General features: G+C 38.0%; 11 protein-coding genes and 1 pseudogene. 3 read left to right on the plus strand and 9 right to left on the minus strand.

The genetic code is table 11. The features are described 5' to 3' along the window. Nucleotides 1–42 precede the first annotated feature (42 nt). The 5 genes from PVV64_RS02205 to tatA form a co-directional block, all read right to left on the minus strand. The gene (locus PVV64_RS02205; RefSeq protein WP_273759669.1) at nucleotides 43–702 is read right to left on the minus strand and encodes a protein-L-isoaspartate(D-aspartate) O-methyltransferase; all 660 of its coding nucleotides are present in this window, start codon (nucleotides 700–702) and stop codon (nucleotides 43–45) included. Nucleotides 703–836: 134 nt separating this feature from the next. Further along, nucleotides 837–2,114 (minus strand): serine--tRNA ligase, encoded by a 1,278-nt coding sequence (serS, locus tag PVV64_RS02210; RefSeq protein WP_273759481.1) that lies wholly within the window; start codon nucleotides 2,112–2,114, stop codon nucleotides 837–839. Nucleotides 2,115–2,174: 60 nt separating this feature from the next. Then, nucleotides 2,175–2,957 carry a twin-arginine translocase subunit TatC gene (gene tatC / locus PVV64_RS02215; RefSeq protein ID WP_273759482.1) on the minus strand — a complete coding sequence of 261 codons (783 nt, stop codon included), beginning with the start codon at nucleotides 2,955–2,957 and terminating at the stop codon, nucleotides 2,175–2,177. Continuing rightward, nucleotides 2,954–3,394, minus strand: coding sequence for a Sec-independent protein translocase protein TatB (gene tatB / locus PVV64_RS02220; protein ID WP_273759483.1), 441 nt, complete (start codon nucleotides 3,392–3,394; stop codon nucleotides 2,954–2,956). Before tatB ends, tatC begins: the two co-directional genes overlap by 4 nt. 18 nt (nucleotides 3,395–3,412) lie before the next feature. Next, complete coding sequence (gene tatA, locus PVV64_RS02225; RefSeq protein WP_273759484.1) at nucleotides 3,413–3,724, minus strand: twin-arginine translocase TatA/TatE family subunit; 312 nt, start codon at nucleotides 3,722–3,724, stop codon at nucleotides 3,413–3,415. Nucleotides 3,725–4,583: 859 nt separating this feature from the next. On the opposite strand from tatA, the gene PVV64_RS02230 reads away from it, so the two are divergent. The 3 genes from PVV64_RS02230 to pgsA all read left to right on the plus strand — a co-directional run bounded on the left by PVV64_RS02230 (nucleotide 4,584) and on the right by pgsA (nucleotide 8,464). Then, nucleotides 4,584–5,447 (plus strand): 23S rRNA (adenine(2030)-N(6))-methyltransferase RlmJ, encoded by an 864-nt coding sequence (locus PVV64_RS02230; RefSeq protein ID WP_273759486.1) that lies wholly within the window; start codon nucleotides 4,584–4,586, stop codon nucleotides 5,445–5,447. A 376-nt stretch (nucleotides 5,448–5,823) separates the two neighbouring features. Then, complete coding sequence (gene uvrC / locus PVV64_RS02235; protein WP_273759488.1) at nucleotides 5,824–7,809, plus strand: excinuclease ABC subunit UvrC; 1,986 nt, start codon at nucleotides 5,824–5,826, stop codon at nucleotides 7,807–7,809. A 73-nt stretch (nucleotides 7,810–7,882) separates the two neighbouring features. After that, complete coding sequence (pgsA, locus tag PVV64_RS02240; RefSeq protein ID WP_273759490.1) at nucleotides 7,883–8,464, plus strand: CDP-diacylglycerol--glycerol-3-phosphate 3-phosphatidyltransferase; 582 nt, start codon at nucleotides 7,883–7,885, stop codon at nucleotides 8,462–8,464. 96 nt (nucleotides 8,465–8,560) lie between these two features. Here pgsA and ndk read toward each other — a convergent pair whose 3' ends face one another. From ndk to bafA (PVV64_RS10490), 4 genes and pseudogenes are all read right to left on the minus strand, one after another. After that, nucleotides 8,561–8,983 (minus strand): nucleoside-diphosphate kinase, encoded by a 423-nt coding sequence (gene ndk / locus PVV64_RS02245; protein WP_273759493.1) that lies wholly within the window; start codon nucleotides 8,981–8,983, stop codon nucleotides 8,561–8,563. A 382-nt stretch (nucleotides 8,984–9,365) separates the two neighbouring features. Continuing rightward, nucleotides 9,366–11,942, minus strand: coding sequence for a BafA family autotransporter (gene bafA / locus PVV64_RS02250; RefSeq protein WP_273759671.1), 2,577 nt, complete (start codon nucleotides 11,940–11,942; stop codon nucleotides 9,366–9,368). Between the two features lie 396 nt (nucleotides 11,943–12,338). Beyond that, nucleotides 12,339–14,903 carry a BafA family autotransporter gene (gene bafA, locus PVV64_RS02255; protein ID WP_273759494.1) on the minus strand — a complete coding sequence of 855 codons (2,565 nt, stop codon included), beginning with the start codon at nucleotides 14,901–14,903 and terminating at the stop codon, nucleotides 12,339–12,341. Between the two features lie 320 nt (nucleotides 14,904–15,223). Further along, nucleotides 15,224–18,893 (minus strand): annotated as a pseudogene (bafA, locus tag PVV64_RS10490) (BafA family autotransporter). Nucleotides 18,894–19,313: the final 420 nt, after the last annotated feature.

Consider the following 19,313-nt stretch of genomic DNA (forward strand, 5'->3'; position numbering starts at 1 on the left):
AAAGGGAAAAGAGTCTGTACAGTATCTTAAAGCTAAAAAAATTTACAGTATTTCTGCAAGGCCTTTAATAAAAGGCTGATAACGCACTTGAAACATTTCTAAACACTCAAATTGGCTACCAATTTTCCTATAACGTGTCATCTTTTGTACCCCTTCATCAGGTCCTATAGCTTGAATAAGAATCCCATTTTCAGCTAAAAGATTGAGAAATTCTTGAGGTTCATCTGAACGTGATGGCCAAATGAGAATACGATCAAATGATCCTAAACCTGTCACTGTGTAGCTTCCGTCCATCTGCCGTATAACAATATTTTCAAGCCCTAAACTTTGAAATCTCTGACCTGCCAAATCAACCAATGTTTTATAACGATCAATAGTTGTCACGCGGTCACTCAGACATGCCATAAGAGCTGTACAAAAACCAGACCCTGTACCAATTTCCAAAACACGATGTTTTTTCTTCAATGATAAAGCAAAAAGAATTAAAAGCTGTTCTTCTAAACGCTCAATATATTCACCACACTCAATCGGAATAATTTTATTATCATAAGCACTGTTGAACCAAGAAGACGCAACAAATTGTTGACGCGGAATTTTCTCAAATGCCGAAAAAAAGCGAACATCATCAATTCCTTTGCTACGCATTTTCAGCACAAGGCTGGCCAATTCCTCACGAAATCGTAAAATACCCTTTTGCTCCATAGTGTCATTCGTTCTCCAATGAAGTGGTACCCTTGCCATACCTACAACTCATTTTTTAAAATGGCAAAGCCTTGTCTTTACACGTCACCATCTCTTAGCAAGAAACATGGAGTGCTTCTTTTTTGTTATAAAATTTAAGCGGTAATACAACGTACGCCTTTCATATAGGGCTGTAAAACATCTGGAACAATAATTGATCCATCAGCTTGCTGATAATTCTCCAAAACAGCGATAAGACAACGTCCAATAGCTGTACCAGAACCATTAAGACTATGCACAAAGTGCAATGTTTTATCGCCTTCTCTACGGTAGCGCGCATTCATACGTCGCCCTTGAAAATCTCCACAAACTGAACAACTGGAAATTTCACGATAACATCCTTGCCCTGGAAGCCAAACTTCAATGTCATAAGTTTTACGTGCAGCAAAGCCCATATCACCTGTAGAAAGAACTACCGTGCGAAAAGGCAAACCGAGACGTTTCAGCACATCTTCTGCACACTCTGTCATACGTTCTAGTTCCATTAAAGACTGCTCTTCAGTGGTAATTGATACCATTTCTACCTTCCAAAACTGGTGCTGACGTAACATCCCACGCGTATCACGCCCTGCTGCACCTGCCTCCGAACGAAAACAGGGCGTTAAAGAAGAAAACCGCAGTGGTAAATCTGACATTTCAAGAATTTCATTGTTCACCAAATTGGTTAACGGCACTTCTGCTGTAGAAATAAGCCATCGACCGTCTGTTGTCCGAAACAGATCATCCGCAAATTTTGGTAGCTGGGCTGCTCCGTAAACAATCTCATCACGAACAAGGAGAGGTGTTGAAACTTCTGTATAACCATGCTCCTCAACATGCACATCAAGCATAAATTGACCTAATGCGCGTTCAAGCCGCGCCAAAGCTCCCGAAAGGACTGTAAAGCGCGCCCCTGATAAACGGCTTGCTCGTTCAAAGTCCATCTGTTTGAGATTTTGACCAAGATCAAAATGCTCCTTTGGTGTAAAGTCAAATGTTGGAGGTGTAGAAAAATGTCGAATAACAACATTATCGCTTTCATCTTTACCTTTTGGAACATCATCCAATGGAATATTCGGAAGTGCTGAAAGAACCTCCTCAATACTTTCCGTCAAACGCCTTTCTTCCACTGTAGCGGAAGAAAGAAAAGCTTTAATCTCTTCAACCTCCGCTCTCAAACGTTCAGCCATTTCTTGATTACATGCCGCTAAAGCTTGTCCTATTTCTTTTGAAGCTGCATTGCGACGCTCCTGTGCAGACTGCACTTTGGCAACATGTAATCGGCGTTCAAGATCAAGTTTTATTAATCTTTCTGCTTGCGGTTCAATGCCTCTATTTTCCAGTGCTTTATCTAATTTTTCAGGGTGTTCACGAATCCACTTAATATCAAGCATCAAAATTCCTCATTTACATCATTTCTATTCGTTCGCTATCACACGGGATATAAACTTCTCTTAAGAGATTTTTTTTCTCTTTTCTATACAGTAAGCAATTAAAATTGAAATCTCGTAAAGAGCTATCGTTGGTAAAGCTACTGCAAACATAGTAAAAAAATCCGACGGCGTTACTATCGCTGCAATTATAAAAGAGATAAGGATAGCCCACTTGCGTTTAGATATTAAACCATGAGAAGTTAAAAGTCCAACTTTCGTTAAAAGACTTGTCACAAGAGGTAATTGAAAAATCAAACCAAAAATGAGGATAAATGAGATTATAAAGCTCAAATAATCGGAAATACGGACGATAAACTCTATTCTTAAATGAACATCTGGAAGAAATTGCTGAGAAAGGCTAAACCAAAGCATTATTGGTGCTAACAGAGCATAAACAAATGCCCCTCCAATACAAAATAAAATCGGTCCACCAAAGAGAAATGGCAAAAAAGCCATACGTTCATTTTTATAAAGTCCTGGTGCGATAAAGCTATAAAACTGAAAAGCTGTATAGGGAAAAGATAAAATAACTGCCCCAAAAGCCGAAAGTTTCATCTTTGCTAAAAAAGTTTCCCATACTTGTGTTGATTGCAGACGAATATTCTCAGGATTACCACCTGATATTTTCATTGCCCATTGATAAGGCCATATGAGAAAATTTAAAATGTAATCTTTGACAAGAAAACACAAAATAAAAGCTATAAAAAATGCAATAAGTGCAGCAATAATTCGCTGACGCAGTTCAATCAAATGCTCCAAAAGTGGAGCCATATTGGCATCAACCTCATCCTTCTTAATATTCATGACGCACCCTCTTTCTCTTTGGAAATTAAAGAAATATTTCCAGAACTATGAGAATCAACGGATGCGATTAAATTTTCATTGGCTTTGTTTTGATCACATCTCAAAACTCCTTTCTCTTTTTTCAATTTATAGTGTGTCGTTTTTCCATCATAATTATTGCGGATATCCTCTACTGCATCATGAAAAGGATTAAAAGTCTCTGTCAGCTTCCTGTTTAGATCAAGATCATTCATATCCGACAACGTCTTTTGCAACTCATTAAGTTCGGCCTGTTTCATTGCATCATCAAACTGGTGACGAAATTCTTTTGCTGTTGAACGGACATAAGCTATTGCTCTTGCCATTGTTTTTAACATTTTAGGTAAATCTTTTGGTCCAACAACAACAATGAGAACAAGTAAGATCACGAGAAACTCTGGCCCATCAATCCCAAACATTGTTTATACTCGACTTTCTCATTCTATATGCTGCTTTTTAGCGACAGATGTCTTTCCTCTTTGAGAGGAAGAAGAAGCTTTTTTACGTACTGCTGCACGCTTTATCGTTAATGGTTCAGATTGTTGAAACTCAACATCAATTGTTTTGGACGTATCTGCTACTTCATGCGTCTCTTCTATAGCGTCCTCTTCTTCCCTCATATTTTTTTTGAAAACTTTAATCCCCTTAGCAACATCACCCATTAATTCAGAAACCTTGCCACGCCCAAAAAGTACAAGGATAATTAACAAAATTACAATTAAGTGCGTTGGTGAAAAAATATTACCCATCACTTTCTCTCACTGCTTTTGAATTTGCGTTCATTTGTTTGTGTTTACTCTGGAGCAATATATCAAATATAACCCTCTCTTACTTGTATATTTTCTTTTCCAGTTAAAGGCAATCGTACGCTCTTTATTGTAAACTCACTTTTTAGCTTCTCGTCCATTTTTCTTAATGTCTTATCATGAACCTAAATAAAATTTAAATAATAAGCTGTTTTTAAAAAAAACTCAAAAGGCTTGAAAACTCTTCTCTTAAAGCAACTTCATCCGATTTATCGGAGTGAAAAATCTTCTTGGAAACATTCTATGCACCCTCCAATGCTTTACCTTTTAAAATGGTGTCATCTGTACAAGCATGCTCATTTCTTGCAAACTACTATTACAATGAAAGACCCCATCACAACCTTCTGCAAAAATTTTATGTATTCAATCTGAAAATTTTTCCGAAAATGTGATCTCTGAAGAAACTTTCATTGATACATCATCTAATATTAAAAGTCCGGTAAAACCTATCTTCTTACGAAGAATATTCGTATGGCTTTTTAGACAACAAGACAGCAGTAATAAAAAATTTCTTCACAAAGATAAAAAACCAAATATTTGAAGTCTTCTCTTTCTGTGTTCTGATAAAAGATTCGAAATCTTGGTGATTAATTCCTCTTCATACAAATTGTATGAATTACCAAAATAGAAAACATAATTGTAAAGCTATAACATCTGTATTTCTCATATCTGTATTTTTCATAGATGCATATACGACTTTTCTATTTTGGGGCCTCTACAAAAGGATTTTTGTTGATATAAAACCATTATTTTATGTTAATAGAGAAATTGAGTAAGCAGTCATATACGGTAGAATTTATTCATGAATTATCGGCATATTTATCATGCTGGCAATTTTGCTGATGTCTTTAAACACATTATTGTCACCCGCATTGTAGAATATCTCAAACGCAAAGAAAAAGCTTTTCGCGTTATAGATACCCATGCTGGAATTGGCATATATGATCTTTCTTCTGTACAAGCATACAAAACTGGAGAGTGGCGTGAAGGTGTCTGGCGGCTTTTATCAGCTCCTATTCCAGAAGATTTAAAAACACTTCTTTCTCCATGGTATAATATTATTCATTTACTTAATGAAGGAGAAAAAGAACTCCTCTTCTATCCTGGATCTCCTTTTATTATTCGCCAATTATTGCGTAAACAAGACCGGCTTACCGCAATTGAACTCCATGATGAAGATTATCGTATTTTAGCAAAAAATTTTGCAGGTGATTACCAAACAAAAATCTTGCATTTAGATGGTTGGCTTTCTTTAAATGCGCACTTGCCACCAAAGGAAAAACGTGGATTTATCCTTGTTGATCCTCCCTTTGAAAAAACTGGTGAATTTTCTCGTCTTATTGACGGATTAATAAAAGCTTATCGTCGTTTTCCTGGAGGAATTTATGCTCTATGGTATCCTGTTAAATACAACAAAGAAATTGAAAATTTTCTTTATGCACTCTATCAAACAGGGATTCCAAAAATTTTACAACTCGAAATGCGTGTTCGAAAAAGTTCAATCCCACCCACAATGAATGGAAGTGGGATCATTCTTATCAATCCTCCCTATCTTTTAGAAGAAGAAATGAAAAAACTAAGCCCGCTTCTTATTCATCGTCTTGGACAAGATAAACATGCAAGGATAATTCATCAATGGATCCAAAAAGAACATTCATTATATTAGGTTTTTCATCTAAATTGCATTTTAAGTTAAATTTTTCTTGGTCAAAATCAAAGTTTTTGCCCTGCTTAAAAATCTTGCAATACCAAGGATCTTGGTTTTCTTGACCTTTTGAACTATATTATCTCTCAATATACATCATGGTTAGCAGTGGAAATTTCATTTTTTCAAGAAAACCTACTTTCATTACCCATAAATCTTGTAAAATTGTTTTTAGAAATTGCCCTTCTTTTTGTTTAAACGTAATAACTCTCAAATTGAATGAACTTATGTCATAATACGTTATTATAGGAAAAATGAGCATCATTACATAAATAATAGTTTCTTATGAAGAAAAACATTTCATAAAATAAATAGAAAATGTTTCCGGAGAAACTGAATGGTTCTGAAAAACAACACTGCTTGTCCTCAAAATGAAAGAGAAAATCTCTCTTTTCTCTCACCGATTATATGGGACAATAGCAACCAAGAAAATGATATAAATCAATTGAAAGGTGCCAAACTCATACAAGAGTTTGTCAAACATCTTCCGCATAAGCCAGGGGTTTATCGAATGGTTGATGACAATGGTGATGTCCTTTATGTTGGCAAAGCACGTAATCTCAAAAAACGCGTTTCAAACTATACGCGTGAACAAGGGCACAATAATCGTATTACCAAAATGATTCGTGCAACATCCCATATGGAATTTGTCGTTACCCATACGGAAACAGAAGCTCTCCTTCTAGAAGCTAATCTTATTAAAAGATTACATCCACGTTTTAATGTGTTACTGCGTGACGATAAAAGTTTTCCTTATATTATTATCACTGACGATCATCGCGCACCTGCACTTTACAAACATCGTGGCGCCCGAACAAAGAAAGCCCATTATTTTGGTCCTTTTGCCTCGTCAGGTGCCGTAACACAAACAATCAATGTTTTACAACGCGCTTTTTTACTACGAACCTGTAGCGATTCAGTTTTTGAAAACCGTACACGCCCCTGTTTACTCTACCAGATTAAGCGATGTTCTGCTCCCTGTACAGATGAAATTCCTATTAGTGATTATACGCAGCTGGTGAGAGAAGCAAAAGCTTTTCTTTCAGGAAAAAGCCAATCTGTTAAAAGTCATATGGTTCAAGCTATGCATCAAGCTGCAGAAAACCTTGATTTTGAACAAGCTGCTACCTATCGTGACCGCTTATCCGCTCTCTCTTACATACAAAGCCATCAAGGCATTAATCCTCAAACAATACAAGAAGCAGATGTCTTTGCAATTGCACAACGAGAAGGAGTGACCTGCATCCAAGTATTCTTTTTCCGCATGGGACAAAATTGGGGAAACAGAGCCTATTTTCCTAAAGCAGATTCCTCTTTTTCTCGTCCCGAAATCTTAGAGAGTTTTCTTGCCCAATTTTACGATGATAAACCACTTCCCAAACTGATCCTTTTATCTGAAGAAATCGAAGAACAAGCACTTCTTATGGAAGCATTCAGTCTCAAAGCAAATCGTAAAGTAATACTCTCTTTACCCAAAAAAGGTGAACGAAAAACTCTTATTCACCACGCTTCTATCAATGCTCAAGAAGCACTTGGACGCAAACTTGCTGAAACAGCGACACAGACAAAATTGCTTCAGGGACTTGCTGAAATATTCCAAATGTCTCATACTCCACGCCGTATAGAAGTCTACGACAACTCCCATATGATGGGAACAAATGCAATAGGTGCGATGATTGTTGCAGATCACAAAGGATTTATGAAAAATCAATATCGCAAATTTAATATTCGCTCGACCAATATCACACCTGGTGATGATTTTGCTATGATGAAAGAAGTCATTAAACGAAGATTTTCACGTCTTATCAAAGAGCATGATCTGCCTCATACAAGCAGTGACATAAAAGAGCAAAGCGATGATTCTTCTCCTCTTTGGCCTGATCTTATCCTCATTGATGGTGGTGAGGGACAAATTAACAGTGTGCATACAATACTCTCTGAATTAAAAATAAGCGACCTCATCACAGTTGTTGGAATAGCCAAAGGTGTAGACCGTAACGCTGGACGTGAGCGTTTTTTTATCAAGGGCAAAACACCCTTTACACTTCCCCCACGTGACCCTATCCTTTATTTTTTGCAACGTCTACGCGACGAAGCGCACCGTTTTGCAATTGGAACGCACAGGGAAAAACGAAAAAGAGCGGCCTTCAAAAACCCGCTTGATGAAATTGAAAATATTGGTCCAACAAGAAAGCGTGCATTGCTGCATCATTTTGGAAGTGCCAAAGCTGTAGCCGATGCTTCACTCGAAGACTTAACAAAAGTGATGGGTATCTCTGCCACTATTGCAAAAAAAATTCATAACTATTTTAATGAAAAATAAGCTTGTTTCATCATATTCGCCTTGTTACCTTTATAAAATAAACCATATCTTACAAAGAATTGAAAATTGCTCTATGAAAAATCATACTTTTTCTTTTCCAAATATTCTCACTTATGCACGGATCATCGCGGTGCCAATGGTTGTTGCTTGCTTTTTTTTAGAAGGAAGGTTGCAATCAAGCGATATTGCACGTTGGACTGCTGTTTCTATTTTTGTTATTGCCTCTATTACTGACTTTCTTGATGGCTATCTTGCTCGGATTTGGGAGCAGACATCCAATATTGGTCGCATGTTAGATCCCATTGCAGATAAGCTTCTCGTTTCTGCCTGTTTACTCTTGCTCGCCGCAGATAGCACGATTGCTGGATGGACATTATGGGCAGCGATTATTATTCTTTGTCGAGAAATTCTTGTATCAGGTTTACGTGAATATTTAGCGGAATTGAAAGTGAGTGTTCCTGTTTCTCGTCTTGCCAAATGGAAAACTTTTGTACAAATGATAGCTATCATTCTTCTCTTAGCAGGACCAGCTGGTAATAAAATTCTCCCCTACACAGTAGAATTTGGCATTACTATGCTATGGATTTCTGCTCTTCTCACATTGTGGACAGGGTGGGATTATTTTCGTGCAGGCTTAAAACACGTTATCACATAAAAAACAGTCCGTACCACATACCACAAAAAATCTACAAGATTTATAAAAAGAATCCCGAAACAATATATTTCGGGATTTTCTATTTTTATGCTTTGATTAACCCACAATTTCCAATTCTGAGAACCAAAAGGCAATTTCTACTTTCGCGGTTTCAGGACTATCTGAACCATGAACAGAATTTTCGCCAATGGACAAAGCATGGACTTTACGAATTGTTCCTTCTTGTGCATCCGCAGGATTTGTAGCACCCATTATTTCACGGTTTTTAGTTATTGCATTTTCACCTTCTAAAACTTGCACAACTGTTGGACCAGAAGACATAAACTCAACCAATTCACTAAAAAATGGGCGTTCCTTATGAACTGCATAAAATCCTTCCGCTTCACGCCGACTCATCCACACACGTTTAGATGCAACAACGCGCAGTCCCGCATCTTCAAGCATTTTTGTAATTGCTCCTGTCAAATTACGACGCGTTGCATCTGGTTTAATCATCGAAAAAGTACGTTCTACAGCCATTTGACCACCTTTATATAACATTATTTGGCTGTTCTATAACGAGCAATAAGCTCTTTGCCAAGGGACTGTAGAAAAATCTCCATAGCAAAGTTCAAAAAACTGTATTGGCTTGTGTGAATTTTAGTCAAGAATAGAAACATTTGTAGTACCTAACCTTTTTATCACACGACCACTGCTCTCCTTATCATTTTGGATTTTTTGCATAATTTTAAATACTTCTCTTAAAAATGATTATTTAATAGTAGATAAATAGAAGAAAAAACAATACACAGAAAAAATATATGGACTTTATAAAAAGATTAATCTCTTTGAAAAACGATACCTCAACATTGTACATCTCCCCCCATTACATACAAAGAAAAATCTAAAAAATAGCAGAAATTTAGAAGCTATAACGTACACCTAAAATGCCCTGAAGGGATTGGTTTGTCTTACGTCCTTTGACATAATGGGCCTCGGCATAAAGCTTTAAGTGATCACTTAATAAACTACTTAAACCAATTCCTAATTTCCCTGCATTCCCCGACAAATCTGTGGTAAATTGGTGCCGTTGATTAATCGTCGTATGGTTGTCATCTTTATACTCGCGCAACCAAACAGCCGTAATGTAAGCGAGAGAGGAACCAGCTGTCGTAGTTCCAAATTCATATCCCAAGGATAGACCAACCTCACTGCGCAGTGATGTGAATGGCTTGATATCACCCATCATGTCATTCGATAGTTTGATTTCTTGACCTTTAACTTGCAACCATGTGAGTTGCCCATAAGGCTGTAGCCAACTGCTCGGAGAGGTTCTAACACGATATCCCGTTTCAAATGATGTCCCCACTGCCCACTGATCATAATTTCCTTCAATCGCTATACCATTCGTTGAAACAGCTTTTAGACTATTTTGATAACGATTATATTTGAAAAGACCGTCTATATACCATCCACTATGATCAGAATAAGTGACATACGCTCCAACGCCATAAGTATTGATACCACTCACACCACCTCGTGCATGCTCTACACGTGCTCTATCATAACTGCCGAAACCACCAATATAAATATCCCCATTCTCCCATTCGCTTAAACCATTGAGGCCTAGCACTATACCAGTTTGCTCAAGTTTAAAATCTATATGCTTTGCTGCAATGTTTTCTTTACTCTTGATGGCATATGTCCAGAAGCCCGCATTTTTTTGACTTCTGTCTAAATCGCCTCTTCCTGCACGTATCGTTTGCAACTCATTATGAAAAATAACTGCTGGAGCCACAGACATGGACAACACAGCATCCGTAGAGGGGGAGGTTAAGAAACGAGGCTTTGATATTTCCTCACGCTTTTGGGCAGAAGCTTGACCATCATCACTTGGACGTAAAACCCTTTGATCCGTTGTCAATGAAGCATCTGCTGAAACAGTAGCCTGTTGTTGTTCCGATGCAAGATGAGAATGACCTACCGGAGGTAATGCCACTCTAGACGGATTTTCTGAAGATGAGGATACTGCAAGCCCTGAAGCACTCTGCGCATCTTTTAAATGGCGAGGAGGACGTGACTTTGGTGGCTGTTTATTACTAGGCTTTTTCCCCCGAGAAGAAGATCCTCGGTGAGATCCTTTCCCCGTATCAGTAGATAAAGAACTTGAAAAAGTCGTAACCTTTGGTTTCTGTTTTGCGCACTGGCCCCCAGTACTCGAGCTTTCTGTATTTTCAGTACTCATACCCAAATACCAAATTGTGAAACCACCACTAGAATCAGCACATCTTTCTCTCTTATATAAACCATACATATAAGCCCCACCATCAACAGCTTGAGTTGATATACCAGAACTATTTACCAGAGTGAAATTAGCGTCTCCGGATCTCTCAGTAATTAACGGAATCTCAGTCCTCAAACTATTCCTTTGTGAGAGAGGACCCGTAATTTCACGACCTGTATCAGCAACACTTATTTTGTGATTACCAGTACTTTCTTCAATCGACAAGTAATCGCTACCACCCATCGTGTCTATATTGAACTGGAAATGTAAACTCCCTGAAAGCCTTTCAACACGAAGTGAAATATGTCTTGGATCATATGGAATAGAAGTAAAAATCACAGTCCCGTTATTACCGCCTAAATCCTCAATTTCCATTTGGGGCTTTTCTCCTATAGTCCGCTCCCCAACCTTAAATATTGTTTCACTACTTCTTCCCTGTATAGGAATTGTTTTTTTAGTGGTATGATTTGTCCTATCACCAGCAAACAAATAAAGTTTTCCGCTACCATTGACCCTTACTTCTCCAACCACTTTTTGAAGACCAGAGTGAAACCATGAACGAGCTGAATCCATAATTGTTAAACTATCTACAAAACCACTAGGATATACGACTTGAGTTGCATTCTCACTTAAAGTGGTATCATAAGATTCTCCTAACGCTAGAACGTGCTGTCTACCATTTCCTGAGATCTTAGCATTCATTGACACACCACCCTTATGTTTGTTAGCCGCATAAAGATTTTGCTCTCCTCCACTCTTAACTTTTGTTTCCCAAGCCCATGCGCCATCATATATGTTCTGCTGTCCTATTGATCCATCACCACCAGTAACTGTAGCATCATAAGCACCACTTTTTTTCTCTAAGCTTATAAGATTAAGACCTGCCTCTTCATGAACAAACTGCTGACCACCCTCAATTTTAGTTTGTATCGCAGTTCCCCCACGTGTAACTATTTGCATCCCCCCTTTTTCAATAGTAGCATCAATTGAATATCCTCCATTATCAACAACCTCTACACCACCATCTTCGATCTTAATATTATTACTGGGAAGCACATTTGTAATCAGTGCAGAACCGTTTGGTACTGCCCCTCCATTTCCCATACTTGCTATACTCGTTAGCTCTTCATTCCTTCTCTCAGCTACACTTGTAGATTGTACAAGACAAGTACTGATCAATAATATCCAAAAACTCAATTTGTGTTTATTTTTCATCATCCACACTCCATTCTCAATCATTCAAAAATACCCTGCTACCAAGCAGGTAATTCATTTTAGAATGTATCATAATGTGTTTTATTTATGTCTAAATGCAATTTATTGGAGTATATTTTATATGTATGCAACCTATAGTTGCATACATATAAACCACAAGAAACCCTTTGCATCTAAAGCTGTATAGCTTTCATACAATGCAAATTATGCCCTCAATACAAGGGCATAATTTGTAACACTTCTCATCATTGATGATAAGCAAACGATATTACTTTTGAATAAAAGGCAAGATCATTATTATCTCTACATTCGCAGAGATCTCGCTGAACACTGAATTGTTTAACTCACAAAACAATTCCCTTTCTCAAGCGAATTGATAGCGGTAAAACACATATTTTAGAAACTATAGCGTAACCCTAAAATACCTTGAAGTGACTGCTTGATCTTATGTCCTTTCAAATAATGTGCCTCTGCATAAAGCGTGAGTTTATCATTAACCAAACTGTTCACACCAATTCCAAGCTTACCCGCATTTCCTGACAAGTCTGTGATAAATTTATGCTGGTTATTAATTATCGTATGGTTATTGTTTATATTCTCACGTAACCAAGCGGCTGTAATATAAGCCGTTAATGAAGTTTCTGCATTTACAATAAATTTATGCCCTGCTGTTAATCCAACTTCACTACGCAAGGAAGTCGATGGGCTTATATCAGCTGTCATTCCATTGGAAAGCGTGATTTTTTTGCCTTCAACCTGCAAACCTGTTAGTTTAATATAAGGTTGCATCCAAGTATTTTGCGCCGGCTCAAAACGACAACCTATTTCAAAGGATCCTCCTATTGCCCATTGATTATAATCGCTTTGAATAGCTAAACCATTTGTTGAAATGGCTTTTAGATTATCTCGGTAATAATTATATTTCAAAACAGCATCTAAATACCATCTATGATGATCAAAATAAGTTGCGTAAGCACCAATGCTATAAGTGTTTAAATTGCTATCACCGCCCCGTTTATGTGCGACACTTGCTCGATCATAACTACCAAAACCACCAACATACAAATCTCCATGTGTGAGTTCGTTCAACTGATCAACACCAAACATGAGACCTGTCTGCTCAAGCTTAAAATTTGTATGGCCGCTAGCAATACGTTCTCTGCTCTTGATCGCATAAGCCCATAAATCTGTATTTTTTCTGTTTTGGTCTAAAAGTCCTCTTGCCGTACGCGCAATTTCCAGCTCATTGTTAAAAATCAGTCCAGGAGCTACCGCTGTAGAAAGTGCTGCATCAACTGAAGGCGTTGTTGATGCGCCTGGAGATGATGGATCTGTTGGATCAGGAAAGGAAGGTTCTGGTCCACTTAGTCGGTTGGCAGACAAAAACCAAGTTTTGCCCTTTTCATCTTTTCTCTGTTTCAAATCATACATATAGGTCCCCCCATCGACAGCATGAATTTCTTCACCAGAGAGATCTGTCAGAGAAAAATGTGCTCCACCGCTTTGATCCATAATTAAATCACGCTTATTTGAAAAAGGATCCGTGATTTCTACTCCGGAATCCGCAACACTTATTGTGTGATTTCCTTTACCATTCTCAATAAGGAGATAATCACCTCGATTATGTGCAATTGTCGTATTAAATGTGAAATGTAAGCTACCAGAAAGATTATTGACATGAAGCTGAGAGTAATAGGGATCAGAGCCAGTAAAGGCAAAAATAACACTCCCCTCACCGGTTAATTTTTCAATCCGAGAGCTTTTGCCATCAAACTCATCCGTGATAGCGTATAGCTTTGTATCTTGTCCATTTAAAATAATATCTTCTACTGTGGTATGGTGCTGATCATTTCCAGCATAAAGGTGGAGCTGTCCAGAATGGTTTACCAAGGTTTTACCTTCTAGTGTTGCCCCAGCATGTACAAACGATTTTGCTGCATCGTTTATTGTTAGATTTTTTACAGATCCATCAGCATATATTTCTTGAAGAGCAGTCTCATTTAAAGTGACATCAATAGCTTTTCCCCCTTCTAAGATACGCTGTTTACCACCACCAAGAATTTGTATATCAAACGCAGTACCACCCTTTTTTGCACTTGATGATTTTTTTGCAATCTCTTGTATGCCGCCTCTCATAACTTTGGTATTCCAAGTTATCCCCCCATCATAGACTTTTTGTTGCCCAAATGTCTCGCCTTGACCATAAATGACCGTATGAGATGCGCTACTCTCCTTCATTTGTCCCCCAACATCTCCCTCCCCAAAAACAAGCTGTTCACCTCCATAAATTTTAGTCCCCTCTACTTTTCCTCCACTGCCAACGCTTTGCTGCCCTCCTTCTTTAACGACAGCATTTTTTGAAAAGCCTTGTTTTCCCTTTAAAGCCTGAACATTTTCCGTTCCACCACGCTCAATATTGCTATTCTCACTAAGTCCTCCGGCATAAACATAAATCTCTGCACCATTTTTTACTGTGTTATTGATAGAGCGCCCTGGATCATCTCTCTCACCATCATTCGAAATATAGGCTTTGCCATCATTATCGAGTACAAAATTTTCTAGAAGAGCTCCATCCCTAATAAAAATAAGTTCAGGCTTTTTAAACGTCGCAATATTGCTTCCTTGCATATTCTGTGCAGCGTTGATACCAGTATTGCTATTAAGCCCCTGCAGTTTGCTAAGCACTATTTCAGTACTTTTACCCGTGGTAATGCCACCCCGTTTTTCAAAAAATCCTGATTTATCGAACGCCTCTACAACAACAGTGCTCCCAGATGTCCTGACTTTTATACACTCTTCTCTTTTCACACCTTCATTATGGTGGAGGTGTGAGATTTTTTCATTTTTATAGCTTGAAGATTGACAAAAAAGTTGTTCTCCCCCCTCACTTGCAGCAGCTATTTGCACAAAACAACTGCATAGTATGAGCCCCCAACAACTTCCTTTCCACTTATTTTGCATAGTTATATCCTCCCCCCTTCACACCTGAGCAGACATCAAGTGTAATTAGCTCTGCAAAATATATTTTCAACCTAAGATTGTAACAGTTCTCCTGAATATTCCCTTTGCACCCATAAGAAACGACTCTTGAATGGCTTTTTTTAATTGATGGCACAGAAAGTCTCTTCTTGTGTTTTTTCAGAGGTTCCCGACAAAAGAGAAAAAGAGTCCCTACACCATTAAAGGGCATAACTGATGCGAAAATATATTAATATTTTCCCCCAAATTATTCTCTAATAACGCATCAGATATTTCATGTTAAAAACGCAAATTTAGAAGCTCTAACGCACACCTAAAATACCCTGAGTCTTACGCCCTTTGACATAATGAGCCTCTGCATAAAGCTTTAATTGATCACTGACTAAACTGCTTAACCCCATTCCTAACTTGCCTGCATTGCCTGATAAATCTGTGGTAAATTGGTGCCGTTGATTAATTGTCGTGTGGTTGTCATCTTTATACTCGCGCAACCAAGCAGCCGTAATGTAAGCGAGAGAGGAACCAGCTGTCGCTGTTCCAAATTCATATCCCAAGGATACACCAACCTCACTGCGCAATGATGTGAATGGCTTGATATCACCCATCATGTCATACGAAAGCTTGATTTCTTGACCTTTAACTTGCAACCATGTGAGTTGCCCATAAGGCTGTAGCCAACTGCTTGGAAAGATTTTTAAACGATATCCCGTTTCAAATGACGTCCCAACTGCCCACTGATCATAATTTCCTTCAATCGCTATACCATTCGTTGAAACAGCTTTGAGACTATTTTGATAACGATTATATTTGACAAGACCGTCTAGATACCATCCACTATGATCAGAATAAGTGATACAAGCTCCAACGCCATAAGTATTGATACCACTCACACCACCTCGTGCATGCTCTACACGTGCTCGATCATAACTGCCGAAACCACCAATATAAACATCTCCATTCTCCCATTCATTTAAACCATTGAGACCGAGCACTATCCCTGTTTGCTCAAGTTTAAAATCTATATGCTTTGCTGCAATATTTTCTTTGCTTTTAATGGCATATGTCCAGAGAGCTGCATTTTTTTGATTTCTGTCTAAATCGCCTCTTCCCGCACGTATCGTTTGCAACTCGTTATGAAAAATAACTGCTGGAGCTACAGACATGGACAACACGGCATCCGTAGAGGGGGAGGTTAAGAAACGAGGCTTTGATCTTTCTTCACGCTTTTGGGCTGCAGCTTGACCATGGTCACTTGGACGTAAAACCATTTGATCCGTTGTCAACGAAGCATCTGCTGAAACAGCAGCCTGTTGTTGTTCCGATGAAGGATGCGGGTGACTTGCTGGAGATAATGCCACACTAGCTCGGTTTTCTGAAGATGGGATCGTGAAAGGTATGGAATGTGGATGATTTTGGTTAAAATCTCGACGAGTTCTGTTCCTACGTGGCAAATTATCAATGTAGGCTGCTGACAAATACCAAATTTTACCACTTCCATCCTCATTGTTTTTCTCTTTTAAACCATACATATAAGTTCCACCATCAACAGTGCTTATTTTTGCACCAGAAAATTTTTTCAGAGTAAAATGTGCTTCTCCACTTTGATCAAAAATTAAATCAAGATCTGTTGAAGAAGGATCAACAATGTCAACACCAGAATCGACAACGCTGATTGTGTGATAACCTGAACCATTTTTGATAGAGAGATAATCACCCTCTCCTTCTGCAAGGCTCACATGAAACCTAAAATGTAAACTTCCTGAAAGTTCATCAACATAAAGTCGAGAGTAAGATAAATCAGACCTTGCTGACTTTAAAATAACCCTTCCCGCATTACCTAACTTCTGAATATGCGTACTCGCGTCTTCATATCCACCAGCAATAAAATATAATTTAGCCTTTTCACCCTCTCAATTAATATTTTCTACTGTCATCTCATTCTCATCATCTCTAGAATAAAGATGGAGATACCCAGAATCTTTAACCGTTATTTGTCCTCCTAACATCGCACCAGAAGAGACCCACGAATTTGCTCCACCTTCAATCGTTAGATCTTTCATAGTTCCACCAGCATAAACTTCTTGAAAACTACCAGCGCGTAAAATCACTGTATGGCTGCAAAACCACCGCTTTTTTCTGTAAAGCTATCATCGTCTGGAAACCATTTGGCAAAAATTTGTATCCCTCCTTCCATAATTTTTGTGCCCACAGCCATCCCATCATCATACACTTTCTGGTATCCTGGTATTTTTCCTTGTCCGTGGATGGTCGTGTTATAAGCACTGCTTCCTACGATCCCACCATTCATATAACCATCTCCGAAAACAAGCTGCTCACCACCATAGATTTCAGCTTTCAATGCAGATCCTCCTCCCTCTACACTTTGTTTTCCACCTTCATAGACAATAGTAGATTCCGAAATGCCTTGTTCTGCCACAATCTCAGAACCACCATCCAGAAGTGTCGTATTCTTGCTGAACCCACCTGCCTCAACATTAAAGTGTTCCAGATTTCTCAACCGTAGTGTTAAGAGACCATTTACCAGCATATGAATCTCCAACATCAGAAATACAGACTGTTCTGTCATAACTAATGACAGAGCTTTGCAGAACTTCTTCTTCCTTTCCATAATGAAATCATCTGCATAAAAACTGAAATCACTTACATACGAACTGACTATAGAATCTTGAAAAACTATTATATCCTCTTCTTTCCCAAGAGATCCCGTTATAGGCAACTCCGTCTTAGACGAAGAGGTTAAAGAAGCAGAAACCTTTTCTGCAGCAGCCAAATATCAAATCTTTTCTTCTCCCTTCCCGCTATTTTTTGATTTCAAATCATATAAATATGTTCCACCATCAACGGCACCCATTTTTTTATCTGAATGATCTGTTAAAGAAAAATGTGCATTGCCACTTTTATCAGTAATTAAATCAAATGTTTTGAAAGAAGAATTTGAAATTTCACTACCAGAATCGTAACACTTACTGTGTGGTTCCCTTCTCCTTTCTCAATGATAAGATGATCACCGTATCTCTCTGCAAAATTAGCATTCAAACTGAAATGTATACTGCCCGAAAGTTCACCAATATAAAGCAAAGAATAATATGGGTGAGACTTCTGAGAATCATGAGAATCAGAAGTGAAAATAACAGTCCCTTCACCACTTAACTTCTCAATGAGAGAGCTTGAACCATCAATTTTAGTAGTAATAGAATGTAATTGGGACTCTTTTCCCTTTAAAATAATCTCTTCTACCTTCGTTTACTGCCCATTATCTCCAGCATAAAGGCAGTGCTTTCCAGAACCATTAACCTTTGTTTCTCCTTCTAATGTCGCCCCAGCATATACCAATGAATTTGCTTTGCTGTTAATTGTCAGAGTTTTCACATACCCACCGGCATAGACTCTTTGCAGAGCTCCATCTTCCAAGGTAACGGTGTTTGCCTTACCTTTCGCAAAAATATTCTGCACCCCAGCGGCAAAAACCTTCGTATCGATTGCTAGTCCTCCTATTTCTCCGAACCATGTATCAATATTTCGTTCTCCTCCACTCATAACATTCGTGAAGAGAGCCACTCCATCATCATACACATTCTGTTGCCCTGATGTTTCACCTTCACCATAAATTTCAGAATTATAAGCGTAACTTCCATCTCCTACAACAATTTGTTCACCACAAAAGACTTTAGCATCCTCTGTTTGTCCTCCATACTCAACATTTTGTAGTCCATATGTATGAATATGGGTACCTTGCGAAACTTGCCCGTTCTCGACGATCTCAACTTTACTATTTTTAATTGTAAGATTCGCACTGGTAAGCTTCTTTTTCCTTTCTCCTAACTGCCCACTTACACTTACTGATGTTAATGATTTCTCTCCTAGTGCCGTTACTTCCTCAGCATAGGCACTCTTTACAAGCAAACTCCCAGCTATTAATGCCAAAAAACTTATCCTCAATTTGCATTGCATTCTTCACACCCCATGATTTCACATAAAAAAATCCGCATATTTGGAAAAAAGTGCATAATAAAAACAACACAATGTACCTGCTCAACCTCATATTCTTCAAAATGACAAATCATCTTCTGCTCAGCGTACTAAGCTCTGATTCATCGAACACTCCAGTGTGTATTTTTAAACTTATACACAACAAAAAGATAAAATTTTTCCTTTTACAACCAAAAAGTGTTTTAATTGCATCAATAAAAAAATTTTTTAAATATTTTTGAGATAAGAAACATTTATCTTAAAAATCAGATTGATTCTTGAAAGAGACTAAAACAGTACCTGTATTTTAAAGTAAAAAGTAATAATATATTCAAAAACCACATTATTTACAGAAGTATATTTCCATATTCCATGACATTTAAAAGCGTCTTTAATTGTCTT

This window comes from Bartonella sp. ML70XJBT.G (assembly GCF_028618575.1).
Classification (GTDB): domain Bacteria; phylum Pseudomonadota; class Alphaproteobacteria; order Rhizobiales; family Rhizobiaceae; genus Bartonella.